This window comes from Streptomyces sp. SS1-1 (assembly GCF_008973465.1).
In the GTDB taxonomy this organism is placed as follows: Bacteria; Actinomycetota; Actinomycetes; order Streptomycetales; family Streptomycetaceae; genus Streptomyces.
The window spans coordinates 4,906,469-4,933,389 of record NZ_WBXN01000004.1; the positions used below are offsets into that span (position 1 = coordinate 4,906,469).

General features: G+C 70.7%; 28 protein-coding genes. 16 read left to right on the plus strand and 12 right to left on the minus strand.

Translation table 11 applies throughout. The features are described 5' to 3' along the window. Nucleotides 1-106: 106 nt before the first annotated feature. The 9 genes from atpB to F8R89_RS24105 all read left to right on the plus strand — a co-directional run bounded on the left by atpB (nucleotide 107) and on the right by F8R89_RS24105 (nucleotide 7,847). Nucleotides 107-928 carry a F0F1 ATP synthase subunit A gene (gene atpB / locus F8R89_RS24065; protein WP_151785889.1) on the plus strand — a complete coding sequence of 274 codons (822 nt, stop codon included), beginning with the start codon at nucleotides 107-109 and terminating at the stop codon, nucleotides 926-928. 73 nt (nucleotides 929-1,001) lie between these two features. Continuing rightward, nucleotides 1,002-1,232 carry an ATP synthase F0 subunit C gene (gene atpE / locus F8R89_RS24070; protein WP_024884520.1) on the plus strand — a complete coding sequence of 77 codons (231 nt, stop codon included), beginning with the start codon at nucleotides 1,002-1,004 and terminating at the stop codon, nucleotides 1,230-1,232. Nucleotides 1,233-1,274: 42 nt separating this feature from the next. Next, nucleotides 1,275-1,820, plus strand: coding sequence for a F0F1 ATP synthase subunit B (locus F8R89_RS24075; RefSeq protein ID WP_151785890.1), 546 nt, complete (start codon nucleotides 1,275-1,277; stop codon nucleotides 1,818-1,820). After that, nucleotides 1,817-2,632, plus strand: coding sequence for a F0F1 ATP synthase subunit delta (locus F8R89_RS24080; protein ID WP_151785891.1), 816 nt, complete (start codon nucleotides 1,817-1,819; stop codon nucleotides 2,630-2,632). Before F8R89_RS24075 ends, F8R89_RS24080 begins: the two co-directional genes overlap by 4 nt. Before the next feature lie 132 nt (nucleotides 2,633-2,764). Beyond that, the gene (gene atpA / locus F8R89_RS24085; protein ID WP_151785892.1) at nucleotides 2,765-4,357 is read left to right on the plus strand and encodes a F0F1 ATP synthase subunit alpha; all 1,593 of its coding nucleotides are present in this window, start codon (nucleotides 2,765-2,767) and stop codon (nucleotides 4,355-4,357) included. 21 nt (nucleotides 4,358-4,378) lie between these two features. Next, a complete protein-coding gene (locus tag F8R89_RS24090) occupies nucleotides 4,379-5,296 on the plus strand; it encodes a F0F1 ATP synthase subunit gamma (protein WP_151785893.1) in 918 nt (305 codons plus the stop codon). Then, nucleotides 5,297-6,733, plus strand: a complete 1,437-nt coding sequence (gene atpD, locus F8R89_RS24095) for a F0F1 ATP synthase subunit beta (protein WP_151785894.1) — start codon at nucleotides 5,297-5,299, stop codon at nucleotides 6,731-6,733. It begins immediately after the preceding gene. Between the two features lie 129 nt (nucleotides 6,734-6,862). Next, complete coding sequence (locus tag F8R89_RS24100; protein WP_151785895.1) at nucleotides 6,863-7,237, plus strand: F0F1 ATP synthase subunit epsilon; 375 nt, start codon at nucleotides 6,863-6,865, stop codon at nucleotides 7,235-7,237. A gap of 163 nt (nucleotides 7,238-7,400) precedes the next feature. Further along, nucleotides 7,401-7,847 (plus strand): DUF2550 domain-containing protein, encoded by a 447-nt coding sequence (locus tag F8R89_RS24105; RefSeq protein ID WP_151785896.1) that lies wholly within the window; start codon nucleotides 7,401-7,403, stop codon nucleotides 7,845-7,847. A 183-nt stretch (nucleotides 7,848-8,030) separates the two neighbouring features. Here the strand turns inward: F8R89_RS24105 and F8R89_RS24110 are convergent, their stop codons facing one another. The 3 genes from F8R89_RS24110 to F8R89_RS24120 all read right to left on the minus strand — a co-directional run bounded on the left by F8R89_RS24110 (nucleotide 8,031) and on the right by F8R89_RS24120 (nucleotide 11,834). Then, nucleotides 8,031-9,857: a glycoside hydrolase family 18 chitinase gene (locus F8R89_RS24110; RefSeq protein WP_151785897.1), complete on the minus strand. Its 1,827-nt coding sequence runs from the start codon at nucleotides 9,855-9,857 to the stop codon at nucleotides 8,031-8,033. Nucleotides 9,858-10,002: 145 nt separating this feature from the next. Further along, entirely contained in the window at nucleotides 10,003-10,644 is a 642-nt protein-coding gene (locus tag F8R89_RS24115; protein ID WP_151785898.1) for a response regulator, read from the minus strand. Beyond that, entirely contained in the window at nucleotides 10,641-11,834 is a 1,194-nt protein-coding gene (locus F8R89_RS24120) for a sensor histidine kinase (protein WP_151785899.1), read from the minus strand. Before F8R89_RS24120 ends, F8R89_RS24115 begins: the two co-directional genes overlap by 4 nt. Before the next feature lie 153 nt (nucleotides 11,835-11,987). On the opposite strand from F8R89_RS24120, the gene F8R89_RS24125 reads away from it, so the two are divergent. Continuing rightward, the gene (locus tag F8R89_RS24125) at nucleotides 11,988-12,560 is read left to right on the plus strand and encodes a hypothetical protein (RefSeq protein ID WP_151785900.1); all 573 of its coding nucleotides are present in this window, start codon (nucleotides 11,988-11,990) and stop codon (nucleotides 12,558-12,560) included. A 13-nt stretch (nucleotides 12,561-12,573) separates the two neighbouring features. Here F8R89_RS24125 and F8R89_RS24130 read toward each other — a convergent pair whose 3' ends face one another. From F8R89_RS24130 to F8R89_RS24140, 3 genes are read right to left on the minus strand one after another with little or no spacing between them, the layout of a single operon-like run. Then, entirely contained in the window at nucleotides 12,574-13,146 is a 573-nt protein-coding gene (locus F8R89_RS24130; protein ID WP_151785901.1) for a cob(I)yrinic acid a,c-diamide adenosyltransferase, read from the minus strand. 13 nt (nucleotides 13,147-13,159) lie between these two features. Further along, complete coding sequence (locus F8R89_RS24135) at nucleotides 13,160-13,909, minus strand: ABC transporter permease (protein WP_151785902.1); 750 nt, start codon at nucleotides 13,907-13,909, stop codon at nucleotides 13,160-13,162. Between the two features lie 8 nt (nucleotides 13,910-13,917). Then, the gene (locus tag F8R89_RS24140) at nucleotides 13,918-14,700 is read right to left on the minus strand and encodes an ABC transporter ATP-binding protein (protein ID WP_151785903.1); all 783 of its coding nucleotides are present in this window, start codon (nucleotides 14,698-14,700) and stop codon (nucleotides 13,918-13,920) included. A gap of 79 nt (nucleotides 14,701-14,779) precedes the next feature. Here F8R89_RS24140 and F8R89_RS24145 point away from each other — a divergent pair, with 79 nt between their 5' ends. The 4 genes from F8R89_RS24145 (at nucleotide 14,780) to F8R89_RS24160 (ending at nucleotide 19,744) form a co-directional block, all read left to right on the plus strand. Then, complete coding sequence (locus F8R89_RS24145; protein ID WP_151785904.1) at nucleotides 14,780-15,421, plus strand: TetR/AcrR family transcriptional regulator; 642 nt, start codon at nucleotides 14,780-14,782, stop codon at nucleotides 15,419-15,421. Between the two features lie 136 nt (nucleotides 15,422-15,557). Next, nucleotides 15,558-16,406 (plus strand): 3-hydroxyacyl-CoA dehydrogenase family protein, encoded by an 849-nt coding sequence (locus F8R89_RS24150; protein WP_151785905.1) that lies wholly within the window; start codon nucleotides 15,558-15,560, stop codon nucleotides 16,404-16,406. A 207-nt stretch (nucleotides 16,407-16,613) separates the two neighbouring features. Further along, a complete protein-coding gene (locus F8R89_RS24155; protein ID WP_055625190.1) occupies nucleotides 16,614-16,937 on the plus strand; it encodes an STAS domain-containing protein in 324 nt (107 codons plus the stop codon). Nucleotides 16,938-17,200: 263 nt separating this feature from the next. Beyond that, complete coding sequence (locus F8R89_RS24160; RefSeq protein ID WP_151785906.1) at nucleotides 17,201-19,744, plus strand: ATP-binding protein; 2,544 nt, start codon at nucleotides 17,201-17,203, stop codon at nucleotides 19,742-19,744. 68 nt (nucleotides 19,745-19,812) lie between these two features. Here the strand turns inward: F8R89_RS24160 and nucS are convergent, their stop codons facing one another. After that, nucleotides 19,813-20,484 (minus strand): endonuclease NucS, encoded by a 672-nt coding sequence (gene nucS / locus F8R89_RS24165; RefSeq protein ID WP_151785907.1) that lies wholly within the window; start codon nucleotides 20,482-20,484, stop codon nucleotides 19,813-19,815. Between the two features lie 266 nt (nucleotides 20,485-20,750). Between nucS and F8R89_RS24170 the strand changes: the two genes are divergently transcribed. After that, nucleotides 20,751-21,143 (plus strand): SCO5389 family protein, encoded by a 393-nt coding sequence (locus tag F8R89_RS24170; protein WP_062667708.1) that lies wholly within the window; start codon nucleotides 20,751-20,753, stop codon nucleotides 21,141-21,143. A gap of 91 nt (nucleotides 21,144-21,234) precedes the next feature. On the opposite strand, the gene F8R89_RS24175 is transcribed toward F8R89_RS24170, so the two are convergent. Further along, nucleotides 21,235-22,263, minus strand: coding sequence for an LLM class flavin-dependent oxidoreductase (locus tag F8R89_RS24175; RefSeq protein WP_151785908.1), 1,029 nt, complete (start codon nucleotides 22,261-22,263; stop codon nucleotides 21,235-21,237). Between the two features lie 222 nt (nucleotides 22,264-22,485). On the opposite strand from F8R89_RS24175, the gene F8R89_RS24180 reads away from it, so the two are divergent. Continuing rightward, the gene (locus F8R89_RS24180) at nucleotides 22,486-22,818 is read left to right on the plus strand and encodes an ATP/GTP-binding protein (protein ID WP_151785909.1); all 333 of its coding nucleotides are present in this window, start codon (nucleotides 22,486-22,488) and stop codon (nucleotides 22,816-22,818) included. 3 nt (nucleotides 22,819-22,821) lie between these two features. Here the strand turns inward: F8R89_RS24180 and F8R89_RS24185 are convergent, their stop codons facing one another. The 4 genes from F8R89_RS24185 to F8R89_RS24200 form a co-directional block, all read right to left on the minus strand. Continuing rightward, the gene (locus F8R89_RS24185) at nucleotides 22,822-23,694 is read right to left on the minus strand and encodes an ABC transporter permease subunit (protein WP_151785910.1); all 873 of its coding nucleotides are present in this window, start codon (nucleotides 23,692-23,694) and stop codon (nucleotides 22,822-22,824) included. Further along, nucleotides 23,691-24,959, minus strand: coding sequence for an ABC transporter ATP-binding protein (locus F8R89_RS24190; RefSeq protein WP_151785911.1), 1,269 nt, complete (start codon nucleotides 24,957-24,959; stop codon nucleotides 23,691-23,693). Before F8R89_RS24190 ends, F8R89_RS24185 begins: the two co-directional genes overlap by 4 nt. 133 nt (nucleotides 24,960-25,092) lie before the next feature. After that, the gene (locus F8R89_RS24195; protein WP_151785912.1) at nucleotides 25,093-25,863 is read right to left on the minus strand and encodes an ABC transporter permease; all 771 of its coding nucleotides are present in this window, start codon (nucleotides 25,861-25,863) and stop codon (nucleotides 25,093-25,095) included. Nucleotide 25,864: 1 nt separating this feature from the next. Beyond that, nucleotides 25,865-26,851 (minus strand): ATP-binding cassette domain-containing protein, encoded by a 987-nt coding sequence (locus F8R89_RS24200; RefSeq protein ID WP_151785913.1) that lies wholly within the window; start codon nucleotides 26,849-26,851, stop codon nucleotides 25,865-25,867. Nucleotides 26,852-26,921: the final 70 nt, after the last annotated feature.

Here is a 26,921-nt window from a genome sequence, read left to right on the forward strand (position 1 = left end):
AGCCGCCCCCATATCCGTAACACCAGTCCCGTGCCGACCCGCGGCCTCGCGCCGCGCCGACACAACGAGGTTGCCGTACCTATGCGCCACGCTGAAGGAGCCCGCGGTGAGTGCTGACCCGACGCAGGTGCTCGCCTTCGAGACCGACTGCCACATCTTCGACGGCTGTGGCTTCCCGGCTCCCGGCCTGCACTCGTTCCTGTTCGAGCCTCTGTGGGGCGACGCGGACAGCAACGTCTACTTCAACAAGACGATGCTGCTCGCGCTGCTCGGCTCGATCGTCATCATCGGCTTCTTCTGGGCCGCGTTCCGCAAGCCGCAGGTCGTTCCGGGCAAGCTGCAGATGGTCGCCGAGGCCGGGTACGACTTCATCCGGCGCGGTGTCGTCTACGAGACGATCGGCAAGAAGGAGGGCGAGAAGTACGTTCCTCTCATCGTCTCGCTGTTCTTCTTCATCTGGATGATGAACCTCTGGTCGGTCATCCCGGTCGCTCAGTTCCCGGTGACGGCGATCATCGCCTACCCCGCGGTGCTGGCACTGATCGTCTACGTCCTGTGGGTCTCGCTGACGTTCAAGCGCCACGGATTCGTCGGCTTCTTCAAGAACGTCACGGGCTACGACAAGTCGCTCGGCGCGGTGCTTCCGCTCGCCATGCTCATCGAGTTCTTCTCGAACCTGCTGGTGCGGCCCTTCACCCACGCCGTCCGACTCTTCGCGAACATGTTCGCCGGCCACACCCTGCTGCTTCTCTTCACGATCGCCAGCTGGTATCTGCTGAACGGCATCGGGATCGCCTACGCCGGTGTCTCGTTCATCATGACCGTGGTGATGACGGCCTTCGAGCTCTTCATCCAGGCCCTTCAGGCGTACGTCTTCGTGCTCCTGACGTGCACCTACATCCAGGGCGCGCTCGCCGAGCACCACTGAGCCCTTCCCCCCTCGATCCCAAGTCGTCCGGTGGCCAACCCCCACCGGTCCGTAAAGAAAAGGAAGAACTGGCATGTCCCAGACCCTTGCCGCTGTTTCCGGCTCGCTCGGCTCCATCGGTTACGGCCTCGCTGCCATCGGCCCCGGCGTCGGCGTCGGCATCATCTTCGGTAACGGCACCCAGGCCCTCGCCCGTCAGCCCGAGGCCGCCGGCCTGATCCGCGCCAACCAGATCCTCGGCTTCGCCTTCTGTGAGGCGCTCGCCCTCATCGGTCTGGTCATGCCGTTCGTCTACGGCAAGTGATCTGACGATCCACGACCAGCCGACTAGACGAAAGGCACTGACATGAGCCAGCTGCTCATTGTGGCGGCCGAGGAGATGGAAAACCCCCTCGTCCCGCCGGTCCCCGAGCTCGTCATCGGCCTCATCGCCTTCGTCATCGTCTTCGGCTTCCTCGCCTGGAAGCTCCTCCCGAACATCAACAAGGTTCTGGAGCAGCGTCGCGAGGCCATCGAGGGCGGTATCGAGAAGGCCGAGGCCGCGCAGACCGAGGCCCAGAGCGTTCTTGAGCAGTACAAGGCTCAGCTCGCCGAGGCCCGGCACGAGGCCGCGCGTCTGCGCCAGGAGGCGCAGGAGCAGGGCGCCACGCTCATCGCCGAGATGCGCGCGGAAGGCCAGCGGCAGCGTGAGGAGATCGTCGCCGCCGGTCACGCCCAGATCGAGGCCGACCGCAAGGCCGCCGCGTCCGCGCTGCGCCAGGACGTCGGCAAGCTCGCCACCGAACTGGCCGGCAAGCTCGTCGGCGAGTCCCTCGAGGACCACGCCCGGCAGAGCCGCGTCATCGACCGCTTCCTCGACGAGCTCGAGGAGAAGGCCGAGGCCGGACGATGAACGGAGCGAGCCGCGAGGCCCTGGCAGCCGCACGTGAGCGACTCGACGCGCTGACGGACAACACCTCCGTCGACGCCGGACGGCTCGCCGACGAGCTGGCCGCCGTCACCGCGCTGCTCGACCGCGAGGTGTCGCTGCGTCGGGTCCTCACCGACCCGGCGCAGGCCGGCGAGGCCAAGGCCGACCTGGCCCGGCGTCTGCTCGGCAACCAGGTCGGCGGCGAGACCGCCGACCTGCTGGGCGGCATGGTGCGCTCGCGCTGGTCGCAGTCCCGCGACCTGGTGGACGCGCTGGAGGAGCTGGCGAACATCGCCGACCTCACGGCCGCCCAGAAGGCGGGCACGCTCGACGACGTCGAGGACGAGCTGTTCCGGTTCGGCCGGATCGTCTCCTCCAACACGGAGCTGCGTGCCGCGCTCACCGACCGCGCCGCCACCGCCTCGGCCAAGAGCGAGCTGCTCCGCAGCCTCCTCGGCGGCCGGGCCAAGGCGACCACCGAGCGTCTGGTGACGCGCCTCGTCACCGCGCCGCGTGGACGTAGCCTGGAGTCGGGACTGGAGTCCCTGTCCAAGCTCGCCGCCGACCGCCGGGAGCGCATGGTCGCCGTCGTCACCTCGGCGGTGCCGCTGAGCGACCGGCAGAAGCAGCGCCTGGGCGCCGCCCTCGCCAAGGTCTACGGCCGTCAGATGCACCTCAATCTCGACGTGGACCCCGAGGTCGTCGGAGGCATCCGGGTCAAGGTCGGCGACGAGGTCATCAACGGCGCGATCGCGGACCGCATCGAGGACGCCGGCCGCCGCCTGGCGGGCTAGCAGCAACTCAATACGCAGTACGTACTTACGACGGCCCAGTTGGGTCGTACAGAGGATTCACCTCGTTCAGGGGGGAGTCCCCATCCCCCCAAAGTGAAACTTCGGGCCCAACAAGGAGAGCAGGGAACCCAGATGGCGGAGCTCACGATCCGGCCGGAGGAGATCCGGGACGCGCTGGAGAACTTTGTCCAGTCGTACAAGCCGGACGCGGCCTCGCGCGAGGAGGTCGGTACGGTCACCCTTGCCGGCGACGGCATCGCGAAGGTCGAGGGCCTCCCCTCGGCCATGGCCAACGAACTGCTGAAGTTCGAGGACGGCACCCTCGGCCTCGCGCTCAACCTGGAAGAGCGCGAGATCGGCGCCATCGTCCTCGGTGAGTTCAGCGGCATCGAGGAGGGTCAGCCGGTGCAGCGCACCGGTGAGGTGCTCTCCGTGGCCGTCGGCGAGGGCTACCTCGGCCGCGTCGTCGACCCGCTCGGCAACCCGATCGACGGCCTCGGCGAGATCGAGACCAGCGGTCGTCGTGCCCTCGAGCTGCAGGCCCCCACGGTCATGCAGCGCAAGTCGGTGCACGAGCCGATGGAGACCGGCTACAAGGCCGTCGACGCGATGACCCCGATCGGCCGCGGCCAGCGCCAGCTGATCATTGGTGACCGCCAGACCGGCAAGACCGCCCTGGCCGTCGACACGATCATCAACCAGCGCGACAACTGGCGCTCGGGCGACGTGAACAAGCAGGTCCGCTGCATCTACGTCGCCATCGGCCAGAAGGGCTCGACCATCGCGTCGGTCCGCCGCGCGCTGGAGGAGAACGGCGCGCTGGAGTACACGACCATCGTCGCCGCCCCGGCGTCCGACCCGGCCGGCTTCAAGTACCTGGCGCCGTACACCGGTTCGGCCATCGGCCAGCAGTGGATGTACGAGGGCAAGCACGTCCTCATCATCTTCGACGACCTCTCGAAGCAGGCCGACGCCTACCGCGCCGTGTCCCTGCTGCTGCGCCGCCCGCCGGGCCGCGAGGCCTACCCGGGTGACGTCTTCTACCTGCACTCCCGTCTGCTGGAGCGCTGCGCGAAGCTCTCCGACGAGATGGGTGCCGGCTCGATGACCGGTCTGCCGATCGTCGAGACGAAGGCCAACGACGTCTCGGCGTTCATCCCGACCAACGTCATCTCCATCACCGACGGCCAGTGCTTCCTGGAGTCGGACCTGTTCAACGCCGGTCAGCGCCCCGCGCTGAACGTCGGTATCTCCGTCTCCCGAGTCGGTGGTTCCGCGCAGCACAAGGCGATGAAGCAGGTCTCCGGCCGTCTGCGCGTGGACCTCGCCCAGTTCCGTGAGCTCGAGGCGTTCGCCGCCTTCGGTTCCGACCTGGACGCCGCGTCGAAGGCGCAGCTGGAGCGTGGCCAGCGCATGGTCGAGCTGTTGAAGCAGGCCCAGTACGAGCCCATGTCCACCGAGGACCAGGTCGTCTCCGTGTGGGCCGGCACCACCGGCAAGATGGACGACGTCCCGGTCGCCGACATCCGCCGCTTCGAGAAGGAGCTCCTGGAGTACCTGCACCGCAAGGAGCAGGGCCTCATGACCTCCATCAAGGAGGGCGGCAAGATGTCGGACGACACCCTCACGGCCGTCGCCGACGCCATCGCGGAGTTCAAGAAGCAGTTCGAGACCTCGGACGGCAAGCTGCTCGGCGAGGACGCTCCGGCCGCTGCCGCCAAGTGACGTAAGGAAGGGACCTGACTCATGGGAGCTCAGCTCCGGGTCTACAAGCGTCGCATCCGATCCGTCACCGCGACCAAGAAGATCACGAAGGCGATGGAGATGATCGCCGCCTCGCGCGTCGTCAAGGCGCAGCGCAAGGTGGCGGCCTCCACGCCGTACGCGACCGAGCTCACCCGCGCGGTCACGGCGGTCGGCACCGGTTCGAACACCAAGCACCCGCTGACCACGCAGGCCGAGACGGTCACGCGGTCCGCGGTGCTGCTCCTCACGAGCGACCGTGGTCTCGCCGGCGCCTTCAACTCCAACGCCATCAAGGCCGCGGAGCAGCTGACCGAGCGCCTCGAGCGCGAGGGCAGGCAGGTCGACACGTACATCGTGGGCCGGCGCGGTGTGGCGCACTACAACTTCCGCGAGCGCAAGATCGCGGAGTCGTGGAGCGGCTTCACCGACGAGCCCACGTACGCGGACGCCAAGAAGGTCGCGGCCCCGCTGATCGAGGCCATCGAGAAGGACACGGCGGAGGGCGGCGTGGACGAGATCCACATCGTCTACACCGAGTTCGTCTCGATGATGACGCAGCAGGCGCTGGGCGCCCAGCTCCTGCCGCTGCGCCTCGACGAGGTCGCGCAGGAGGCTCCGTCCAAGGACGAGATCCTCCCGCTGTTCGACTTCGAGCCCTCGGCGGAGGACGTCCTCGACGCCCTGCTGCCGCGGTACGTCGAGAGCCGGATCTACAACGCGCTGCTCCAGTCGGCCGCTTCGAAGCACGCCGCCACGCGGCGCGCGATGAAGTCGGCCACCGACAACGCGGGCGAGCTGATCAACACGCTCTCCCGTCTTGCCAACGCGGCCCGCCAGGCCGAAATCACCCAGGAAATCAGCGAGATCGTCGGTGGCGCCAGCGCCCTGGCCGACGCGACCGCGGGGAGTGACCGATAAATGACCACCACTGTTGAGACCGCGACGGCTACGGGCCGCGTCGCCCGGGTCATCGGCCCGGTCGTCGACGTGGAGTTCCCCGTCGACGCGATGCCGGAGATCTACAACGCCCTTCACGTCGAGGTGGCCGACCCGGCCAACGCCGGCGAGAAGAAGACGCTGACCCTGGAGGTCGCCCAGCACCTGGGTGACGGCCTGGTCCGCACCATCTCCATGCAGCCCACCGACGGCCTCGTCCGCCAGGCCGCCGTCACCGACACGGGCACGGGCATCACCGTCCCCGTCGGCGACTTCACCAAGGGCAAGGTGTTCAACACCCTCGGTGAGGTGCTGAACGTCGACGAGCAGTACACCGGCGAGCGCTGGTCCATCCACCGCAAGGCGCCGAACTTCGACGAGCTCGAGTCGAAGACCGAGATGTTCGAGACCGGCGTCAAGGTCATCGACCTTCTCACCCCGTACGTCAAGGGTGGAAAGATCGGTCTGTTCGGTGGTGCCGGCGTCGGCAAGACGGTGCTCATCCAGGAGATGATCTACCGCGTCGCCAACAACCACGACGGTGTGTCGGTGTTCGCCGGTGTCGGTGAGCGCACCCGTGAGGGCAACGACCTCATCGACGAGATGAGCGAGTCGGGCGTCATCGACAAGACCGCGCTGGTCTTCGGCCAGATGGACGAGCCCCCGGGCACCCGTCTGCGCGTGGCCCTGGCCGGTCTGACCATGGCGGAGTACTTCCGCGATGTGCAGAAGCAGGACGTGCTGTTCTTCATCGACAACATCTTCCGCTTCACGCAGGCCGGTTCCGAGGTGTCGACCCTGCTCGGCCGTATGCCCTCCGCGGTGGGCTACCAGCCGAACCTGGCCGACGAGATGGGTCTCCTCCAGGAGCGCATCACCTCGACCCGTGGTCACTCGATCACCTCGATGCAGGCGATCTACGTCCCCGCGGACGACCTGACCGACCCGGCCCCGGCCACCACGTTCGCCCACCTCGACGCGACGACGGTTCTGTCCCGTCCGATCTCCGAGAAGGGCATCTACCCGGCCGTGGACCCGCTGGACTCCACGTCCCGCATCCTGGACCCGCGCTACATCGCGCAGGACCACTACAACACCGCGATGCGCGTCAAGGGGATCCTGCAGAAGTACAAGGACCTCCAGGACATCATCGCGATCCTCGGTATCGACGAGCTCAGCGAGGAGGACAAGCTGGTCGTCCAGCGTGCCCGCCGCGTCGAGCGCTTCCTGTCCCAGAACACGCACGTCGCCAAGCAGTTCACCGGTGTGGACGGCTCGGACGTGCCGCTGGACGAGTCGATCACCGCGTTCAACGCCATCTGCGACGGTGAGTTCGACCACTTCCCGGAGCAGGCGTTCTTCATGTGCGGTGGTCTCGAGGACCTGAAGAAGAACGCGAAGGAGCTGGGCGTCTCCTGACGCATCGGTCTTCGTGAGCCATTGAGCTCGTGATGAGGGGGCGGGGCACGTCCCGCCCCCTCATTCATGCCTATTAGACTTGTAACCAACACCCGGCAGAACCGCCGGGTGGTGACCCGAGGAGCCATCTTGGCTGCTGAGCTGCACGTCGCGCTGGTCGCCGCCGACCGTGAGGTCTGGTCGGGCCAGGCCACCCTGGTCGTCGCGCGCACCACGTCCGGCGACATCGGCGTCATGCCCGGTCACCAGCCGCTGCTCGGTGTGCTGGAGTCGGGCCCGGTGACCATCCGTACGAGTGATGGTGGGACCGTCATCGCCGCGGTGCACGGCGGTTTCATCTCGTTCGCGGACGACAAGCTGTCGCTGCTGGCGGAGATCGCCGAACTGTCCGAGGAGATCGACGTCCAGCGCGCGGAGCGGGCGCTCGAGCGCGCGAAGTCGGCGGACGACGCGTCCGCCAGCCGGCGCGCGGAGGTCCGCCTGCGGGCGGCGACGGCGCGCTGACCCCCCGGGTCGCCTCCCGGGCCCTTTAGGCTCAGGGGGAGCGCTCGCGATTGACGTCACTCAGCCGCGGCTGGGACCGGAGCGATCCGGTGCCGGTCGCGGCTGAGGCAGATACGGATGTTTTTTCCGTTCCGTTACCTAGGAGACGAGGAGGTCGGTGTCGATGGTCCTCGCTCTGACTGTGTGCGGAGCCGTCGTCGCCCTTGTGGTGCTGGGGTTGTTCGTCTTCGGCCTGCGCCGCAGACTCATCCAGCGCTCGGGCGGCACCTTCGACTGTTCGCTGCGCTGGGACGTGCCGGAGAAACCGGACACCAACGGCAAGGGCTGGAGTTACGGCGTCGCCCGCTACAACGGCGACCGCATCGCGTGGTACCGCGTCTTCTCCTACGCCTACCGTCCGCGCCGCGTCCTGGAGCGCTCCGCCATCGAGGTGGCCGGCCGCCGCGTCCCCGACGGCGAGGAGGAACTGGCGCTCCTGTCCGACGCCGTCATCCTCACCTGTCTGCACCGGGGCACCCGCCTCGAACTGGCCATGACCGAGGACGCCCTGACCGGCTTCCTGGCCTGGCTGGAGGCGGCCCCGCCCGGCCAGCGCGTCAACGTCGCCTGAGGCCACCGGGACCCCCGGACCACGCGCCGCTCCTCACACCGTCGGACACACCGGCCGCTGCTGGGGTATCGGCGCGTTCTGCTGCCCGACGACGAGCGCGGGACGAAAAAAGAGCCACGGACAGGCTCGTGGCCTGTCCGTGGCGGGGTGGTGCTGTCGTACGGGTTACCGCTGTCGTACGGGTTACTGCAGACCGCTGTTGATGGCGCTCACCAGCTCGCCGTTGCCGGTGTCGCCGCTGAACTCCCAGAAGAAGGCGCCGCCGAGGCCCTGGTTCTTGGCCCAGCTCATCTTCCCGGCGATGGTCGACGGGGTGTCGTACGACCACCAGTTGTTGCCGCAGTAGGCGTAGGCGGTGCCGGCGATGGTGCCGGTGGCCGGGCAGGAGTTCTTCAGGGCCTTGTAGTCCTCGATGCCCGCCTCGTAGGTGCCGGGGGCCGCGCCGGTCGCCGAGCCGCCGGGGGCGGCCTGGGTGACGCCGGTCCAGCCGCGTCCGTAGAAGCCGATGCCGAGCAGCAGCTTCTTGGACGGCACGCCCTTCGACTTCAACTTGGCGATCGCGTCGGCCGAGTTGAAGCCCGCCTGCGGGATGCCGGAGTACGACGTCAGCGGCGAGTGCGGGGCCGTCGGGCCCTGCGCGTTGAAGGCGCCGAAGTAGTCGTACGTCATCACGTTGTACCAGTCGAGGTACTGCGAGGCGCCGCCGTAGTCGGCCGCGTCGATCTTGCCGCCGTTGGAGCCGTCGGCGGTGATGGCCGCGGTGACCAGGTAGTTGGAGCCGAACTCGGCGCGCAGCGCCTGCACCAGCGTCTTGATGGCCGCGGGGCCGGACGAGTCACAGGTGAGACCGCAGGCGTTCGGGTACTCCCAGTCGATGTCGATGCCGTCGAAGACGTCGGCCCAGCGCGGGTCCTCCACGACGGCCTTGCAGGACTTGGCGAACGCGGCCGCGTTCTGCGCCGCCTGGCCGAAGCCGCCCGAGTAGGTCCAGCCGCCGAACGAGTACAGCACCTTGATGTGCGGGTACTTCGCCTTCAGCTGGCGCAGCTGGTTGAAGTTGCCGCGCAGCGGCTGGTCCCAGGTGTCGGCCTGGCCGCTGACGGACTGGTCGGCGGTGTACGCCTTGTCGTAGGCGGCGTAGGTGTCGTCGACGGTGCACTGACCGTTCTTGACGTTGCCGAACGCGTAGTTGATGTGGGTGATCTTCGAGGCCGTGCCCGACGTCACCAGGTTCTTGACGTGGTAGTTGCGGCCGTAGACGCCCCACTCGGTGAAGTAGCCGAGCTTGACCTTGTCGCCGGGGGGCGGGTCGGTGGTGCCGCCGCCGGTGGTGCGCACCGCGCGGGCGCCGCTGGCCGGCCCGACCTGGTCGGCGGTGTCCCGGGCCTTGACGGTGTACGAGTAGTCGGTGCCGGCGCTCAGGCCGGTGTCCGTGTACGAGGTGGCCGTCACGGTGGCGACCTTGGTGCCGTCGCGCAGGACGTCGTAGTTCTTGACGCCCTTGTCGTCGGTGGCCGCGCTCCAGGACAGCTTCACCGAGGTGTTGGTGATGTCCGACGCGGTCGGGGTGCCGGGGGCGCTGGGCGGGTTGTCACCGGGGTTGGTGGTGCCGCCGTCGCAGCCGCCGCCGTTGAGCTTGCAGTTGGAGGGGGAGCCGGAGCCGGTGCCGTTGAAGCCGAAGCTGACGGAGGCGCCGGGGGCGAGGCTGCCGTTCCAGGACTTGTTCTTGGCGGTCCAGTGGGTGCCGGAGGAGGTGACGTCGGCGTCCCACGCGGAGGTGACCGAGGTGCCGGAGGGGAAGTCCCACTCGACGGTCCATGAGGAGAGCGTGGTGGTGCCGGTGTTCTTCACCGTCCACTTGCCCTCGAAGCCGGTGCCCCAGTCCTGGGGCTTGGAGTAGGTGGCGGTGGCGGAGGTCGCCGCCTCGGCCGGGCTCGCGAGGCCGACCAGACCGGCCAGTGGGAGCAACAGCGTCGCGAATCCTGCCGCGGCTCTGTGTCTGAAGCGCATGTCGCGCCTCCTTGGGGGAGTCCTGGGGCGTGACTGAGCCTCACGCCCACTCATGGTGCGGTGAGAATAGAAAGGTCTGGACCACAGGTCAATAGGTCTGGACCACTTGACGTTTCACGCGCGATGGGCTTCCCCCGCCCGTGATCTAGATACCCAACTCCTGCGCCAGTACGGCCGCTTGGACCCGGCTGCGCAGTTCCAGCTTTCCCAGCAGACGGCTGACGTGCGTCTTCGCCGTCGCCTCGGCCATATCCAGCCGGGCCGCGATCTCCGCGTTGGACAGTCCCTGGCCGAGACAGGACAGCACTTCGCGTTCGCGCCGGGTGAGCGCGTCCAGCACGGACGGATCGGGCGCCTTCTCCCGCGCCGGCTTCGCCCCGAACGCGGCGATCAGACGCCGGGTGACGGCCGGTGCGATCAGACCCTCGCCCCGCGCCACCGTGCGGACCGCCTCGATCAGGTCCTTCGCCTCGGTGTTCTTCAGCAGGAAACCGGACGCCCCCGCGCGCAGCGCCCCGAAGACGTACTCGTCCAGGTCGAAGGTGGTCAGCACGAGCACGTCCGCGAGCCGCTCGGCCACCACCTGCCGGGTGGCGGACACCCCGTCGAGGCGCGGCATCTGAAGGTCCATCAGCACCAGGTCGGGGCGCAGCTCCCGGGCGAGCGCCACCGCCTGCTCGCCGTCCGCCGCCTCGCCGACGACCTCGACGTCGGGCGCGCTGCGCAGGATGAGGACGAGGCCGGCGCGGACCGCGGACTGGTCCTCGGCGACCAGGACACGGATCATGCGGAGTCTCCTTCGGTCAGCGGAAGCAGGGCGCGTACGGCCCAGATCCTGCCGTCCGCGGAGTCCGGGTCACGGGTGGGGCCCGCCTCGAACGTGCCGCCGAGCAGCGCGACCCGCTCCCGCATCCCGACCAGACCGGCGCCCGAGCCGGGCGCGCGCGGCCCCTCCCGGTCCCCGTACGGGCTGGTCACGGTGACGGCCAGACACAGGTCCCGGCGGACGACGGAGACCAGGACCCGGCCCGGCGCCGCGTGCTTGAGGGCGTTGGTGAGCGACTCCTGGACGATCCGGTAGGCGGCCAGCTCGACCGGGGCCGGGACCGCGCCCGGGTCGGCGTCGAGACGGACGTCCAGGCCGTTGGCGCGGGCGCTGTCCGCCAGCGCGTCGAGGCTGTCCAGCGTCGGCGCGGGCGCCGGTGCCGTGTCGTGGGCCGCGTCGCGCAGGATGCCGATGAGCCGGCGCATCTCGGCGAGCCCCGCCACGCTGTTCTCCCGGATCACGGACAGGGCGTCCCGGGAGGTCGCCGGGTCATCGAGGGAGAGCGCGGCGGTGGAGTGGATGGCGATGGCGGAGAGGTGGTTGGCCACCAGGTCGTGCAGCTCACGGGCCATGCGGGCGCGCTCCGAGGACACGGCCTGGACGCGGTCCATCTCGGCGAGCAGTGCCGTCTGCTCGGCCCGCAGCCGGGCCGCGTCGGCGGCGTCGCGGTGGTTGCGCACGATCAGACCGGTCGACGCGGGCGCGAAGGTCACCGCGCCGACCACCAGACCGATCAGCAGCGCCTCGGGCACCCGCAGCACGGCGTACGGCACCAGCATCCCGGCCAGTGTCAGCACCCCGGTGATCCACGGCAGCCGGCGGGCGGTCGCGGGGGTGCCGTAGACCACGGCGGCGTACATCAGGTCGGTGTACATCACGATCGTCGCGATGCTGCCCTGCGTCACGGTGTCCGCGGCCAGCGCCAGCGTGCCGACGGCGAGCGCGGTGCGCGGGGCGGTGCGGCGCAGCAGCTCGCAGCACGCCGTCACAGCGAGCGGCACCAGCAGCGCCCACCGGCCGTCGAAGAGCACCATCGGGTCGTCGCCCGACCGCACGCCCAGCCCGAACGCCCACAGCAGCAGCCCGCCGAGCAGCCCGGCGAGCGCGGCGGCCACGTCGAAGCGGGGAGGGCGGAGGGGTCGTACGGCCATGCATCCCATCCAACACGGTGCGCATGGCGTGCGCCTGATCCCCGAGACCGGTCCCGGACTGCATCTTTCGATGTACCGCGGATTCGTCGGCCGCGACGACGCGGCGGGCCGGAACGCACGGAAGCCTGGAAGGGTGAACGAAGGGAGTCCGTCGTGATCGTCGCCCTCATCGTCGCCTGCGAGGCCGGCTTCTGGGTGCTGCTGGCCCTGGGGCTGGCCGTGCGCTACCTGCTGAAGTGGCGCCGCACGAGCGTGGTGCTGCTGCTGTGCGAGCCGGTGCTGGAGCTGGTCCTGTTCGCCGCCACGGCGGTGGACCTGAGGAACGGCGCGGAGCCCGGCTGGGAGCACGGCCTGGCGGCGCTCTACATCGGCTACACGGTGGCCTACGGCCACTACACGATCCGCTGGCTGGACGGCCACGCCGCGCACCGCCTGGCCGGGGCGCCCCGCCCCCCGCGCCCGCCGCGGTACGGGATGGCGCGGGCCCGCCACGAGGGCGCCCTCTGGCTGCGGACGCTTCTCGGGGCGGCGGTCGCGCTGGCCCTGCTGCAGGCCGCCGTCTGGTACGTCGGGGACGGCGACACCTCGTCGCTGCGGTCCTTCCAGTGGGTGGCGCTGCGGGCCGCCGGCATCCACGGGCTGATCGCCCTGACCTACCTGCTGTGGCCGAAGCGGCCCAAGGGCGCGCCCGGCCGGGAACCGGAGCGGGAGACCGTGGTCCGGTGACCGTCCGCCCCGGCTAGCGCTCCCCGCCCGGCACCCACAGCACGTCCCCGACCTCCTTGTTCGCCGTCCTGGCGAGGATGAACAGGAGGTCGGAGAGGCGGTTGAGGTAGGTCGCGGTGAGCGGGTTCATCGTCTCGCCGTGCACCTCCAGCGCGGCCCACGTCGAGCGCTCCGCGCGCCGGACGACCGTGCACGCCTGGTGCAGCAGGGCCGCGCCGGGGGTGCCGCCGGGCAGGATGAAGGACCGCAGCTTCTCCAGCCGCTCGTTGAAGCGGTCGCAGTCCGCCTCCAGCCGGTCGACGTAGAACTGCTCCACGCGCAGCGGCGGGTACTCGGGGTTCTCCACGACCGGCGTCGACAGGTCGGCGCCCACGTCGAACAGGTCGTTCTGCACACGGGTGAGGACCTCGACGACCTCCTCGTCCAGCCCGCCGAGGGCGATGGCGGTGCCGATGACGGCGTTCGCCTCGTTGGAGTCGGCGTACGCCGAGATCCGCAGATCGGTCTTGGAGGTCCGGCTCATGTCGCCGAGGGCGGTGGTGCCCTGGTCGCCGGTCCGGGTGTAGATGCGCGTCAGATTGACCATGTGACCAGCCTAGTTACGCTCCGGCGGTGCGGTACACGCGTGTGCCCACTGTCACGGCGAGCACGGCGAACAGGACGGCCACGACCGTGCCGTACAGCATGTGCTCCGTGGCGTACGCGCCGACGTAGGCGTCCCGGACCGCGTCCACCAGATAGCGGAAGGGGACGAAGTGGGACAGGACGTCCAGCCAGCGCGGCCCCAGTGTCATCGGCAGCATCAGGCCGGACAGCAGCATCATCGGCATCGTCAGGGCGTTGACCGCGGGGCCGAACTCCTGCGGGGTGCGGACCTTCAGCGCCAGCGCGTACGACAGGGAGGCCAGCGACACCGTGAGCAGGCCCACGAAGGCGAACCCGATCAGCACGCCGGGCAGCGGGGCCCGCAGGCCCATCGCGAGCGCCGCCAGCACCAGCAGCACTGCCTGGAAGACGAACACCGTGGCCTCCCGCAGCACCCGCCCGAGGAGGAGGGCGAGCCGGCTGACGGGCGTCACCCGCATCCGGTCGACCACGCCCTGGCTCTGTTCGATGATGACCGCGAAGCCCGCGAACGACGCTCCGAACAGGCCGAGTTGGAGCAGCAGGCCGGGCACGAGGACCTGCCAGGAGGACCCCTTCCCGCCGAGCGGGAGGTCCGTGAGCAGCGGGCCGAAGAACAGCAGGTACAGCAGCGGCATCAGCACGCCGAAGAGCAGCGCGAACCGGGAGCGCAGGGACTGGCGGAGATAGCGGCCGTAGATGAGGGCCGTGTCCTGGATCAGCATGAGGGGTCCTATACGGCGACGGGGGCGGCGTCGGCCGGGGCCGGGCCGCGGCCGGTGAGGGCGACGAAGGTGTCCTGGAGGGTCGCGTCGATCGAGCCGCCGTACCGCAGCTTCAGCGCGCTCGGCGTGCCCTCCGCGACGACGGTGCCGCCGTCGACGATCACCAGACGGTCGGCGAGGGCGTCGGCCTCGTCCAGGTAGTGGGTGGTGAGGACGACGGTGGTGCCCTGCTCGTCGCGCAGGCGCCGCACCAGGTCCCACAGGTCCGCCCGGCTGCCGGGGTCGAGGCCGGTCGTCGGCTCGTCGAGGAACAGCACCTTCGGGTGGTGGGTGAGCGCCATCGCGATGTCCAGGCGCCTGCGCTGGCCGCCGGAGAGGGCGCCCGCCTTGCGGTCGAGCAGCTCGGTCAGACCGAGGTCGTGGGCCAGTTCCCCGGCGCGCTCGACGGCCCGCGCCCTGGACAGGCGGTACAGCCGGCCCTGGGTCACCAGCTCCTCCCGCACGGTGATCTGCGGGTCCACGCCGCCCGACTGGGCCACGTAACCGCTGGCGCGGCGCACCCCGGCGGGGTCGGTCGCGAGGTCGTGGCCCGCGACGGTGGCCGCGCCGCCGGTGGGTGCCAGCAGGGTCGTCAGCATCCGCAGGGTCGTCGTCTTGCCGGCGCCGTTCGGGCCGAGGAGGCCGAGGATCTCGCCCTCCCGGACGGTCAGGTCGACGGAGCGCACGGCCTCCACGGGGCCGCGCCTGGTCTGGAAGGTGCGGGCCAGTCCGGCCGCGCTGATGACAGGCATGGGCACAGGAAAACAGAGTCACTGAAATTTTGCAACGGCCCCAAAATTCAAGAGGCCCCATCGAAGTTAGGATGAGGGCATGACGGAAGGGCTCAGGGAGCGCAAGAAGCGCGAGACGCGGCAGCGGATCTCCGACATCGCCACCGGGCTGTTCCTGGAGCACGGCTTCGTGACCGTGACCGTCGCCGAGGTCGCGGAGGCCGCCGACGTCTCGGTGAACACCGTCTACAACTACTTCCCGGCCAAGGAGGACCTGTTCTTCGACCGCTCCGCCGGGGTCGTCGACCAGCTGTCCCGCTGGGTGCGCGGCCGGCCGCGGGGGGAGTCGGCCGCCCGCGCCGTGCTGCGGGAGCTGCGCGCCGAGATCGAGGCGGTCTCGCCCCGCCTCGGGCTCATGGAGGGCTACGACCGCTTCATGCGCTGCATCCAGGACGCGCCGCCGCTGCGCTCGCGGCTCTGGAGCCTCCGGCAGGAGATCCACGACGACCTGGAGACGACCCTGCGCGAGGAGGCCGGCGCCGCCCCCGGCGATCCGCTGCCGGGGCTGATCGCGGGTCAGCTCGCCTGGATCCACCAGAGCGTCTTCGAGGCCGTCGGCCGGGAGATGGTCAAGGGGCGCAAACCGGGCGAAGTGTCCCGTGAGGCGCTGGCGCTTCTCGACGACATCGAGGAGCTGTTGAGCGAGAAGGTGCTCAACTACGCCGTCCGGGGCGCGCAATGAGCCGTGCCGGTGTGATGTCCGTCAGATGAGACGTGACTCGCGTTACTAACCGGTCACACAGTGCCCCGCTGCCGCTAAGGTCCGCCGAAGAGCAACCTCAACAGGGTGTAAGGCGTTTCTAAGGGGAGTCGCAACAGTGGCACGGAAGCTTGCCGTCATCGGCGCCGGCTTGATGGGTTCCGGGATCGCCCAGGTCTCCGCGCAGGCGGGCTGGGACGTCGTCCTGCGGGACGTCACGGACGAGGCGCTCAAGCGCGGTACCGACGGCATCAAGGCCTCGTACGACAAGTTCGTGAGCAAGGGCAGGATGGAGGCGCACGACGCCGACGCCGCCCTGGCCCGGATCACCGCGACCACCGATCTGGACGCCGCCGCCGACGCGGACGTCGTCGTCGAGGCGGTCTTCGAGAAGCTGGAGGTCAAGCACGAGATCTTCCGGGCCCTCGACAAGATCGTCCGCCCGGACGCCGTGCTCGCCTCCAACACCTCCGCCATCCCCATCACCAAGATCGCGGCGGCCACCGAGCACCCCGAGCGGGTCGTCGGCGTGCACTTCTTCTCGCCGGTGCCGATGATGCAGCTCGTCGAGCTGGTGCGCGGCTACAAGACCAGCGACGAAACCCTCGCCACCGCCCGTGAGTTCGCCGAGTCCGTCGGCAAGACCTGCATCGTCGTCAACCGCGACGTCGCCGGCTTCGTCACCACCCGGCTGATCTCCGCGCTCGTCGTCGAGGCGACCAAGCTGTACGAGTCGGGCGTCGCCACCGCCGAGGACATCGACCTCGCCTGCAAGCTGGGCTTCGGCCACGCCATGGGCCCCCTCGCCACGGCCGACCTGACCGGCGTCGACATCCTGCTGCACGCCACCTCGAACATCTACACCGAGTCCCAGGACGAGAAGTTCGCGCCGCCGGAGCTGATGCGCCGGATGGTGGACGCGGGTGACATCGGCCGCAAGAGCGGGCAAGGCTTTTACAGCTACTGAGGTTTCGTACACCACCGCACAGCCCCCGCACGAGTCACGCGATGGGGTGAATTCGGTATCGGTTCGCTCACAGGCGGCAACCTCTGGCCGCTGAACGCAGTCAGAGGTTGCATCACCGGCCACTGCGAAGACTCGTAGCAAAGACAGACCCACGCACCTACGCAGACCACACACCGCGGAGCACGAACGCACGCTTAGGGGAGCGCTATGCACATCAGGGGCGACCACGCCGAACTGGTCGTCGGGGGCCGCCTCGACGTCCGCAGCGCGGCGGACGCCCGTACGGTCCTGCACTCGGCCGTCGACGACGGAGTCGGCGATCTGGTGCTCGACCTGTCCGAGCTGGACTCCTGGGACGCCACCGGACTCGGGGTGATCATGGGGGCCCACCGGCGGGCCGGCCGCTGCGGCCGGCGCCTGGTGCTGCGCGGCGTGCCGCTGCAGATGCAGCGTCTGCTGGTGGCCACCCGGCTGCACCGCATCCTGGCGATCGAGGGCGGCATCGGGGTGGAGTCCCTGCCCCGCGTGTGACACCCCGGCACGGGTGGGGCGCGACAGTCGGGCGTTCCGTCTGCGAACGGCGCACCGCGCACAATCCTCACGAGACTGTGATGTCTCGGACGGCGCGGTACCCCGGGCTGTCGTAGATACTGTGCCAAGGTTTAGGGTTCGGCTGCCCGCTGGCTCGACGTTTCCCTTCGAGCGGGCCCGGACCAGAAGCGACAGCGCGGTGTGCAGCAAGGCCGGGAGGGGCTTGGCATACGCACACGACGCTTTTGGGGGGCTAGGAACCTATGGACCCGAACACCCGGGGACCCGAGGGGTACGGCCATGACGCGGACGAGCAGTCGTCGCGTCCGCGCCCGCCCAGGGATCCCCTCACACCCGACTTCGGACAGCACGCGCCGACACTCGCCCGTACCGTCCAGCTCGTCTCGGGCGACCTCCTGCTCACCGTCAACCCGGTCGACGGCAGCGAGATAGAACCCTGCCCGCCCGCCGAGCGGCCGTCCCGCCCCGAGAAGCTCTCCACGGCCGACCGCGCCGAGGCCGACCGGGCCGCGAAGCCGCCCGTGCCGCCCGGGCCGACGCGCCCCGCCCCGCCCCTGCTGGCCCGTCAGGACGACCGTGAGCAACTGGTCCGGCTGCTCGCGCGCGGCCGCTCCGTGCGCCTGGTCGGCCCCCGCGGCGCCGGCCGCACCAGCCTCCTCGACCTCGTCGCCGACGACTGCGCGGACCTCGCGCCCGACGGCGTGGTCCGGCTCACCGGCTTCCACCGCACCCCGGACGACCTTCTGCGGGACCTCTTCCGCGCGGTGTACGACGCCCCGCTGCACCGTCCGGAACAGGACGAACTGCTCGCGTGCGTACGGGACATCGGAGCGGTCGTCGTCCTGGACGACATCGAGTTCGGCGGCACCGCCCTCGACGAGCTCCTCGACGCCACCCCCGAGTGCGCCTTCCTGCTCGGCGCCACCCCCGACGTGCCCGCCCCGTCCGCCGAGTCCGACGTCGAGGAGGTCGTCCTCGGCGGCCTCGACCGCGCCGCCTCCATGGAACTGCTGGAGCACGTCGTCGGCCGCGACCTCACCGAGGACGAGCGGAACTGGGCGGGCGACCTCTGGTTCGAGTCGGAGGGCCTGCCGCTGCGGTTCGTCCAGGCGGGTGCCCTGTTGCGGCAGCGCGACCGGCTGCGGGCCGAGGCCGAGGCGGTCGACGAGTACGGCGTCTTCGAGGACGCCCCGCCCGCCGACGCCGTCGAGACGGAGAACGTCCGCGACCGCGACGAGGTACCGCTGCCGTCCCTCGGGGAGGCGGCCGCACCGGCCCGGCTGCTCGCCTCACGGCTCAGCCCCTCCGCCCGCGCCGCCCTGCGGTTCGCCGTCGCCCTCGGCGGCGAGATGCCGCACCAGGCGCATCTGCCCGCCCTCGTCGGCGACACCCACGCGGACGCCGCCCTCGGCGAACTGACCGACTGCGGACTCGTCTCGCCGATCGGCGCCCGCTACCGGCTCGCCGCCGGCGTGCAGATCCAGCTGGAGGCCGCCGGCTACGCCGACGACGTCGAGGAGACCGCCCTCAGCGCCGCCCAGCACTACACCTGGTGGGCCGGGCACCCCTCGGTCACCCCCGAGCGCGTCAGCGCCGAGGCGGACGCCCTGCTCGCCGCGCTCGGTGTGCTCGTGGCCTCCCCGGCCCCGGCCGGCGGCTCCTCCGGCACCGACGAGGACGAGACCGACCCCGCCGTCCAGCTGGCCCGCGCCGCGGCGCCCGCGTTCGCGGCCGGGCTGCACTGGAGCGCCTGGGAGCGCGCGCTGCGCGCGGGCGCCGAGGCGGCCCGGGCGGCCGGTGACGTCACGGAACAGGCCTACTTCCACCACGAGTTGGGCGTCCTCGCCCTGTGCGACGGCCGCCTGGACCGGGCCCGCACCGAGCTGGAGACCGCGATCGGCCTGCGCGGCGCCCTCGCCGACAAGCGCGGCACTGTGGCGGGCCGCAGGGCACTCGCCCTGGTCGCCGACCGCACCGGCACCGCGCCGGGACTCGCCGCCCTCACCGCCACGGCGGGCGAGGAGGTGCCGGACGCCCGGTACGAGGAGTCCCAGTCGCCGCCCGGGGGAGTGCCGGCCCCCTTCCCGCCCGTCGTCGACACCTCGACGCTGGTCACCCACCGCTCGTTCGCGCCCGCGGACCCGGTGCCCACCCACAAGGGCCGGGGCGGTGTCCGCAGCTTCGCCAAGCGCAACCTCGTCGCGGCCGGCGCGGGCGCGCTCCTGGTGGCCGTGCTCGGCACGGTCGTGACGCTCGGCGCCACCTCCGACGGTGACCCCGAGGGCCCGTCCACGCGGGTCGGCGTCAACCCGTCCGCGAGCCAGGGCCCCGGCGACGACAGCCTCGGCGCCGACGAGGCGGCGGGCACGGACGGCAAGGACTCCGGCGACACCGGTCCGGCGACCAGCCGGCCGACGGACCCCGGTCCCGACGGCACGCTCGGCACCTCGGACGATCCGACGCCGACCACCTCGGGGAAGCCGTCGGACGAGCCGAGCGGCACGCACAAGCCGGGTGGCGGCGACTCCGACGCGACGACGAAGCCGCCGTCGAACACGAAGCCGCCGTCCTCGACGAAGCCGCCGACGACCAAGCCCCCGACGTCCACGAAGCCGCCGACCTCGGAACCGCCCACCAGCGAGACCCCGACGACCGAGCCGCCCACCAGCGAGCCGCCGCCGTCCGAGCCGCAGTCCTCGGACTCGGCGAGCGGACCGGCGTCCAGCGCGCCCGCGAGCGGTACGGCGAGCGCCTCGCAGAGCGACGGCACGGACACCGTCATCTGACGGCCCGATCACGACCAAAGGGCCGGTTCCGCCAAGCGGAACCGGCCCTTTTGCCGTCGCGTGGTGCGTCAGAACAGCCGGAGCTTGTCGTCCTCGATGCCCCGCAGCGCGTCGTAGTCCAGCACCTGGCAGCCGATCCCGCGGTCCGTCGCGAGGACCCGGGCCTGCGGCTTGATCTCCTGGGCGGCGAAGACGCCGCGCACCGGGGCGAGATGGGGATCGCGGTTCAGCAGCTCCAGATAGCGGGTCAGCTGCTCCACGCCGTCGATCTCACCGCGCCGCTTGATCTCGACCGCGACCGTCTGCCCCTCGGCGTCCCGGCACAGGATGTCCACCGGGCCGATGGCCGTCATGTACTCGCGCCGGATCAGCGTGTAGCCCTCGCCGAGCGTCTCGATGCGGTCCGCGAGCAGTTCCTGGAGGTGCGCCTCCACGCCGTCCTTGATCAGGCCGGGGTCCACGCCCAGTTCGTGCGAGGAGTCGTGGAGGATCTCCTCCATCGTGATGATCAGCTTCTCGCCCGCTTTGTTGACGACCGTCCAGACGTCCTTCTGCTCGCCGTCGCCCTCCTTCAGCGTGCAGGGCGGCGACATCCAGTTCAGGGGTTTGTAGGCCCGGTCGTCCGCGTGGATCGAGACGCTGCCGTCCGCCTTGACCAGGATCAGACGGGGGGCCGAGGGCAGGTGGGCGGTGAGCCGGCCCGCGTAGTCCACGGAGCATCGGGCAATGACGAGACGCATGGTCCGCAACGCTACTCGACGGGCCAGGGTCGACGCGATCCGCCCTGGGAGAGTCCGTTAGACCCCGGACTGCCCCTGTTCGTTTCTGGCCGATTGTGAGCCTAAAGGGACTGGCTCATGTACGCATTCTCCTGGTGCCGTCACGGTCTGTTGCCTACCGTATTAAACGGGAGGTCGCGGGGTGTGTACACAGCGTGTCCGGTCGCGCGGACTCCCTCATCTGTCCGGCAACCCCTGCCACCGGCGGGGGTGCGAGAGGAGAACCCATGTCGCTCGACGTCTCACCGGCCCTACTCGAGAAGGCCGAGCGAGGCGAGGTCGACGAAGCCGAATTCGTCGACTGCGTCCGGACCTCCCTGCCCTATGCATGGGAGATGATCAGCTCCCTGGTGGCTCAGCTGAAGGTCGACGGCGGTCAGTTCGCCGACAACCAGACGCCCCCGCCGGACGAGCAGGCACGGGGACAGTTGCTGCGTGCCCTTGCGAGCGACGCGATACGCGGCGCCCTGCAGCGGCACTTCGGGGTGCGGCTGGCCTTCCAGAACTGCCACCGGGTGGCGGTGTTCCCGGTCGACTCCTCGGTCGACGAGTCATTGGCCCGCTTCACCTCGGTCCGCAGTCAGGTGCTCAACCAGTCCCCGGAGTTCAGGGACTGCTGACGCGAGCCGCTCGCTTGCCGCTCCGTACGCGGGAGGTGCATCAGTACCGGGGCGGCAAGCCCACCGGCGGGGAACCTCCCGCGCGCGCGATTCAGCCGAGCTGCGGGAGGACTTCGGCGCCCAGCCGCCGTACGTTCTCCTCGGTGGCCGCCAGGTCGCCCGAGCCCTCGACCAGCAGGGCGAAACGGGAGATCCCGGTGCGCTCGCTGGTCGCCGCGAGCCGGTCGGCGGCGAGACGCGGGGTGCCCACCGGGTGCAGCCCGCAGAGCAGTTCGGTGTAGGCGAGCGGGTCGCGCATGGCCCGCGCGCGGCCGTCCACCGTCACATGGGCCTCCAGACCCTGCCGAAGCCACCCGGGCATCGCCTTCGTGAGCGTCTCCACGGCGTCCGTGCGCCGGTCGGCGATCTGGCACACCCCGGCGGAGACATGGGCGGCCGCGCGGATCTCGTCCTCGCCGCGCCCGGCCGCGCGCGCCTGCTCCCGCCACAGGGCGACCATCTCGGCCTTCTCCTCGTCGCCCACGTGCATGCCGAGCAGCATCGGCAGCCCGCGCTCGGCCGCGAGGCGCACACTGCGCGGCGAGGTGCACGCGACGACCACCTCGGGGCCCTCCGTCTCGGTCAGGCACTCCGAGGGGCGGGGCACCACCGGCACCTCGCGGAAGCCGAACCGCTCGCCCGAGGCCCCGACCGCCGGCTCGCGCAGCCAGCGCAGCAGCAGATCGAGTGATTCCGGGAAGCCCTCCTCGTAGGCGGCCAGACCCGAGCCGAACACCTCCAGGTCGACCCAGGGCCCGCCGCGCCCGACGCCCAGCGAGAACCGCCCGCCGGAGGTGATGTGCAGCAGGGCGGCCTGCTCGCCCAGGGCCACCGGGTGCGCGGTCGGCAGCACGCTGACCGCCGTGCCCACGCGCAGCCGGCGGGTGCGGCCGAGCAGCAGGGCGGCCAGGGTGACCGCGGACGGACAGGTGCCGTACGGCACGAAGTGGTGCTCGGCGAGCCAGACCGAGTCGAGGCCCGCCTCCTCGGCGACCTCCGCGGAGCGGACCGCCCGGTGCAGCGCCTCCCCGTCGCCCTGGCCCGGGAACCGGGCCGCCAACACGAAACTACCTACGCGCATCGCTGTTTTCCTGCTTCCTTGGCTCCGACGCGGAGCTCCCCCAGCGGGCATAACCGTCTGACACGTGCCGAGGACACGGCCTGGCGGGGGGATTTGCGGATTGTCTGCAGAATCACGGGTCCGCGTGGGGGACTTGTGGGGGTTGGTTCCGTACGGATACCCCCGTCCGTGCCGCGTAGGCTGGAGACGGCCCCCGTCCTGTATAGCTCCGTGAGGTGTCCCGTGTCCCCGCGTCGCAACCGATCCAAGGGCGCCGGTCCGTCCGGCCGCGGTGCCGGGGAGGACCGCTCCGGCCGCTACGGCGGCTGGCAGTCCTCGGAGACCTGGCAGGGCGAGGACTGGAACGTACGGCACGTGGCGGGCGCCAGCGCGCAGGGCAAGACGTACCGCTGCCCGGGCTGCGACCAGATGATCCCGGACGGCGTCCCGCACGTCGTCGCCTGGCCGGACCACGCGGGCGTCGACGACCGCCGGCACTGGCACAAGGCGTGCTGGAACGCGAAGGACCGCCGCACCACGCGGGTGCAGCGGTCCCGTAACGCGCCGAGGTTCTGAGCGCTACACGTCGCGCCGCTCCAGGAGCGCCCAGGCGCCCGCGAACGCGGCGGCCGTCACCCCGAGCATGATCCACAGCGGGTCCCAGCCGTGCGGGCCGGACTCCGACAGGGACTGCGCGTAGAAGACGCTCAGCTGGTTGGGGATGGAGTACTCGAACAGCGCCTGCTGCAGGTCCTGCAGGCTCTCCGAGAACATGAACAGGGCGATCACCAGCGGCGCCAGCAGCAGGCCGATCATGATCGTGATCGCGCCCGCCGAGTGCCGGATGACCGAGCCGACGACGAGCGAGAGCAGCCCGAGCAGCGCGATGTAGAGCGAGATGCCGACCGTGCCCTTCAGCCACTCCTCGGTGGACGGCTCGCGGGCGCCGTCGAGCATGGCCACGTCCGCGAGGGCGACCAGCAGGGCCGACACCAGCGTCACCGTGAAGGCCACCGCGAAGAACACGATCGCCTTGGCCGCCAGCACCCGGCCGCGGGTCGGGCAGGCCGTCATCGTGGTGCGGATCATGCCGGTGCCGTACTCCGACGCGGTCGTCAGCACGCCCAGCGTGATCACGCAGATCGTGCCGAGCAGCAGCCCGAAGAAGCCGAACGACAGGGGGCTCTCGCCCGCCAGGCTCTCCTCCGCGGCGTTGGCGGCGATCAGCGCGGCGACCGCCAGGCCGATGCCGACCACGAGCACGACGAACACCCCGAGCGTCCACATCGTGGAGCGCACCGAGCGGATCTTCGTCCACTCCGAGGCGAGCGCGTGCCCGAGGTGCGTGCGCACCACCGGGATCGGCGAGGTGTACGTGGGGTACGGCTGACCGGGAGCCGCCTGCCAGGTCGGTGCGGCGGTCTGCGGCATCGGGGGCTGGGGCGTGCTCATCGGGCTTCCTCGGGCTTGGTCGGGGCGGCGGGGGCGGCGTCCTGGGGCGCGGCGGCCGGCGCGGGCGGCTGGGCGGGCGGCTGGGCGGGCGCCTGCGGGGGCGCGGGCGCGGCGGCGGGCTGCGGCGCGGGCGCCTGGCTCGCGGGCGCGTCCTGCGGCGCCTGGGCGGCCGGCTGGGCGTACGGGTTGGCCGGGACGGCGCCCGGGTCCCCGGGCGCGCCGTACGGGCCGGGAGCGCCCTGCTGGGGCGGCGGCGGGGCGTACCAGCCGGGCTGGCCCTGACCGGGCACCGGCATCGGCGGCTGCGCGCCCGGCGGGAGCGGCTGCTGCAGCCCGGCCTTCTGGTCGTCGGTCGAGCGGTAGTCGACGGCGCCCTGCGTCATCCGCATGTACGCCTCCTCCAGCGACGCCTGGTGCGGCGACAGCTCCCACAGCCGTACGTCGGAGGCGTGGGCGACGTCGCTGATGCGGGGGAGCGGCAGCCCGGTCACCCGCAGCGCGCCGTCCTGCTCGGGCAGCACGTGCCCGCCCGCCTCGGTGAGCGCGCCCGCCAGCTTCTCGCGCAGCTGCGGCTCGGTGTCGGGGGTGCGGACCCGGGCGAACCCGGCGGAGTTCGCCGCGATGAAGTCCCTCACGCTCATGTCGGCGAGCAGCTGGCCGCGCCCGATCACGATGAGGTGGTCGGCGGTCAGCGCCATCTCGCTCATCAGGTGGGAGGAGACGAAGACGGTACGTCCCTCGGCCGCCAGCGACTTCATCAGGTTCCGGACCCAGTGGATGCCCTCGGGGTCGAGGCCGTTGACCGGCTCGTCGAACAGGAGCACCTGCGGGTCGCCGAGCAGGGCGGCGGCGATGCCCAGGCGCTGGCCCATGCCGAGCGAGAAGCCCTTGGAGCGGCGCCCGGCCACGTCCTGGAGGCCGACCACGCCCAGCACCTCGTCCACGCGGCGGGCCGGGATGCCGGCGAGCTGCGCGAGGCTCAGCAGGTGGTTGCGGGCCGAGCGGCCGCCGTGGACGGCCTTGGCGTCGAGCAGCGCGCCGACCTGGCGGGGCGCGTTCGGCAGTCTGCGGTACGGATAGCCGCCGATGGTGACGTGGCCCGCGGTCGGGTTGTCCAGACCGAGGATCATCCGCATCGTCGTCGACTTGCCGGAGCCGTTGGGGCCCAGGAAGCCGGTGACGGCACCGGGCCGCACCTGGAAGGACAGGTTGTACACAGCGGTCTTGTCGCCGTAGCGCTTGGTCAGGCCGACTGCCTCGATCATGCTCCGCACCCATCGAAAGGTTCAGGACAGCGGGGCGCACGCCCCCCGTAAGGGTTAGGAGGATATAGGGGCGCTGACGGTTCCACTCAAGGGCGAGTAAAACTTCGCCGCGCCGGCCCCCCCGGGGCCCCTCCTAGGCGTCCCGCTTGCGCAGGGTGAGGTAGCCGCCGGCCACGGCCGCGATCACCCACAGCGCCATGATGCCGAGCCCGCCCCAGGGGCCGTAGGGGCGGTCGTCGTCGACCGGGGTGACCACCTGGAGGATGGCGCTGCCGGCCTGGTCGGGCAGGTAGCGGCCGACCTTCTCGGTGGCGGAGACGTTCCCGAGGATGTTGGAGACCAGGAAGAAGAACGGCATCAGGATGCCCAGCGACAGCATGGGCGAGCGCAGCATCGCCGCGATCCCCATCGAGAACATCGCGATGAGCATCATGTACAGCCCGCCGCCGAACACCGCCCGCAGCACCCCCGGGTCGCCGATCGACGCCCGGTGGTCGCCGAGCATCGCCTGCCCGAGGAAGAAGGTGAGGAAGCTGGTCGCCAGCCCGACGGCCAGCGCCAGCCCGGTCGCCACCGCGATCTTGCTGAACAGGAAGGTGCCGCGGCGCGGCACGGCGGCCAGCGAGACGCGGATCATCCCGGTGCTGTACTCGTTCGAGACGACGAGCACGCCGAACACGATCATCGCGAGCTGACCGAGGCTCATCCCCGCGAAGCTGATGAAGGTCGGGTCGAAGTCCACCCGGTCCCGTTCGCTCATGTTGTCGAACTCGTTGTTCGACAGCGCCGAGATCAGCATCCCCAGGGCCACGGTCACGACCAGCGCCAGGGAGAGCGTCCACACGGTGGACGCCACCGAGCGGATCTTGGTCCACTCCGAGCGGAGCACCTGCGTCGTCGCCATGTCAGCTCCTCCTCCAGCCCTCGCCCCACGCCTGCTGTTGTTGCTGCTGCTGCTGCGGCGGCGGCGGCGGGGCCGGGGCCCGCCCGGTGTGCGCGTGGTACTCGACCGACTCCGCGGTCAGCTGCATGAAGGCCTCCTCCAGGGACGCCTGCTGTGTGCTCAGCTCGTGCAGCACGATCCCGTGGTGGGCCGCGAGCTCGCCGATCCGCGCGGCCGTGCCGCCGTCGATCTCCAGCGCGCCGTCGCCCGCCTCCACCGGGGTGACGCCCTCCGCGCGCAGCACGTCGAGCAACTGCTCCCGCTGAGGGCTGCGGACCCGGACGAACGCCCGGGAGTTGCGGGCGATGAAGTCGGCCATGGAGGTGTCGGCGAGCAGCCGGCCCTGCCCGATGACGACGAGGTGGTCGGCGGTCAGCGCCATCTCGCTCATCAGGTGGGAGGAGACGAAGACGGTACGTCCCTCGGCCGCCAGCGACTTCATCAGCGTGCGGATCCAGTGGATGCCCTCGGGGTCGAGGCCGTTGACCGGCTCGTCGAACATCAGGATGCGGGGGTCGCCGAGCAGCGCGGCCGCGATGCCGAGGCGCTGCCCCATGCCCATCGAGAAGCCCTTGGTCTTCTTGCGGGCGACCGCCGTCAGACCGACCGTCTCCAGCACCTCGCGGACCCGGCTCGCCGGGATGCCGTTGCTCTGCGCCAGGCACAGCAGGTGGTTGTAGGCGCTGCGGCCGCCGTGCCAGGCCTTCGCCTCCAGCAGGGCGCCGATGTACGTCAGCGGGTCCTTCAGCTCCTCGTAGTGCCTGCCGTCGATCCGGACGTCACCGGCCGTCGGGTGGTCCAGGCCCAGCACCATCCGCATCGTCGTCGACTTGCCCGCGCCGTTCGGCCCGAGGAAGCCCGTGACGATGCCGGGTCTGACGGTGAAGGAGAGGTTGTTCACCGCCACCTTGTCGCCGTACCGCTTGGTCAGCCCCGAGAGCTCGATCATGCGGCCACGCTAGGGGGACCGTTGGGCCGATGCCACCCGGACGGCGCGAACAGCCCCAGGAAACGGCCGA

What these genes read in the sequence shown, in the direction of transcription:
- atpE (WP_024884520.1), top strand. Translation starts at nt 1,002, where the DNA reads ATGTCCCAGACCCTTGCCGCTGTTTCCGGCTCGCTCGGCTCCATCGGT.
- F8R89_RS24075 (WP_151785890.1), top strand. Translation starts at nt 1,275, where the DNA reads ATGAGCCAGCTGCTCATTGTGGCGGCCGAGGAGATGGAAAACCCCCTC.
- F8R89_RS24080 (WP_151785891.1), top strand. Translation starts at nt 1,817, where the DNA reads ATGAACGGAGCGAGCCGCGAGGCCCTGGCAGCCGCACGTGAGCGACTC.
- atpA (WP_151785892.1), top strand. Translation starts at nt 2,765, where the DNA reads ATGGCGGAGCTCACGATCCGGCCGGAGGAGATCCGGGACGCGCTGGAG.
- F8R89_RS24090 (WP_151785893.1), top strand. Translation starts at nt 4,379, where the DNA reads ATGGGAGCTCAGCTCCGGGTCTACAAGCGTCGCATCCGATCCGTCACC.
- atpD (WP_151785894.1), top strand. Translation starts at nt 5,297, where the DNA reads ATGACCACCACTGTTGAGACCGCGACGGCTACGGGCCGCGTCGCCCGG.
- F8R89_RS24105 (WP_151785896.1), top strand. Translation starts at nt 7,401, where the DNA reads ATGGTCCTCGCTCTGACTGTGTGCGGAGCCGTCGTCGCCCTTGTGGTG.
- F8R89_RS24110 (WP_151785897.1), bottom strand. Translation starts at nt 9,857, where the DNA reads ATGCGCTTCAGACACAGAGCCGCGGCAGGATTCGCGACGCTGTTGCTC.
- F8R89_RS24115 (WP_151785898.1), bottom strand. Translation starts at nt 10,644, where the DNA reads ATGATCCGTGTCCTGGTCGCCGAGGACCAGTCCGCGGTCCGCGCCGGC.
- F8R89_RS24120 (WP_151785899.1), bottom strand. Translation starts at nt 11,834, where the DNA reads ATGGCCGTACGACCCCTCCGCCCTCCCCGCTTCGACGTGGCCGCCGCG.
- F8R89_RS24130 (WP_151785901.1), bottom strand. Translation starts at nt 13,146, where the DNA reads ATGGTCAATCTGACGCGCATCTACACCCGGACCGGCGACCAGGGCACC.
- F8R89_RS24135 (WP_151785902.1), bottom strand. Translation starts at nt 13,909, where the DNA reads ATGCTGATCCAGGACACGGCCCTCATCTACGGCCGCTATCTCCGCCAG.
- F8R89_RS24140 (WP_151785903.1), bottom strand. Translation starts at nt 14,700, where the DNA reads ATGCCTGTCATCAGCGCGGCCGGACTGGCCCGCACCTTCCAGACCAGG.
- F8R89_RS24145 (WP_151785904.1), top strand. Translation starts at nt 14,780, where the DNA reads ATGACGGAAGGGCTCAGGGAGCGCAAGAAGCGCGAGACGCGGCAGCGG.
- F8R89_RS24155 (WP_055625190.1), top strand. Translation starts at nt 16,614, where the DNA reads ATGCACATCAGGGGCGACCACGCCGAACTGGTCGTCGGGGGCCGCCTC.
- F8R89_RS24160 (WP_151785906.1), top strand. Translation starts at nt 17,201, where the DNA reads ATGGACCCGAACACCCGGGGACCCGAGGGGTACGGCCATGACGCGGAC.
- nucS (WP_151785907.1), bottom strand. Translation starts at nt 20,484, where the DNA reads ATGCGTCTCGTCATTGCCCGATGCTCCGTGGACTACGCGGGCCGGCTC.
- F8R89_RS24170 (WP_062667708.1), top strand. Translation starts at nt 20,751, where the DNA reads ATGTCGCTCGACGTCTCACCGGCCCTACTCGAGAAGGCCGAGCGAGGC.
- F8R89_RS24175 (WP_151785908.1), bottom strand. Translation starts at nt 22,263, where the DNA reads ATGCGCGTAGGTAGTTTCGTGTTGGCGGCCCGGTTCCCGGGCCAGGGC.
- F8R89_RS24185 (WP_151785910.1), bottom strand. Translation starts at nt 23,694, where the DNA reads ATGAGCACGCCCCAGCCCCCGATGCCGCAGACCGCCGCACCGACCTGG.
- F8R89_RS24190 (WP_151785911.1), bottom strand. Translation starts at nt 24,959, where the DNA reads ATGATCGAGGCAGTCGGCCTGACCAAGCGCTACGGCGACAAGACCGCT.
- F8R89_RS24195 (WP_151785912.1), bottom strand. Translation starts at nt 25,863, where the DNA reads ATGGCGACGACGCAGGTGCTCCGCTCGGAGTGGACCAAGATCCGCTCG.
- F8R89_RS24200 (WP_151785913.1), bottom strand. Translation starts at nt 26,851, where the DNA reads ATGATCGAGCTCTCGGGGCTGACCAAGCGGTACGGCGACAAGGTGGCG.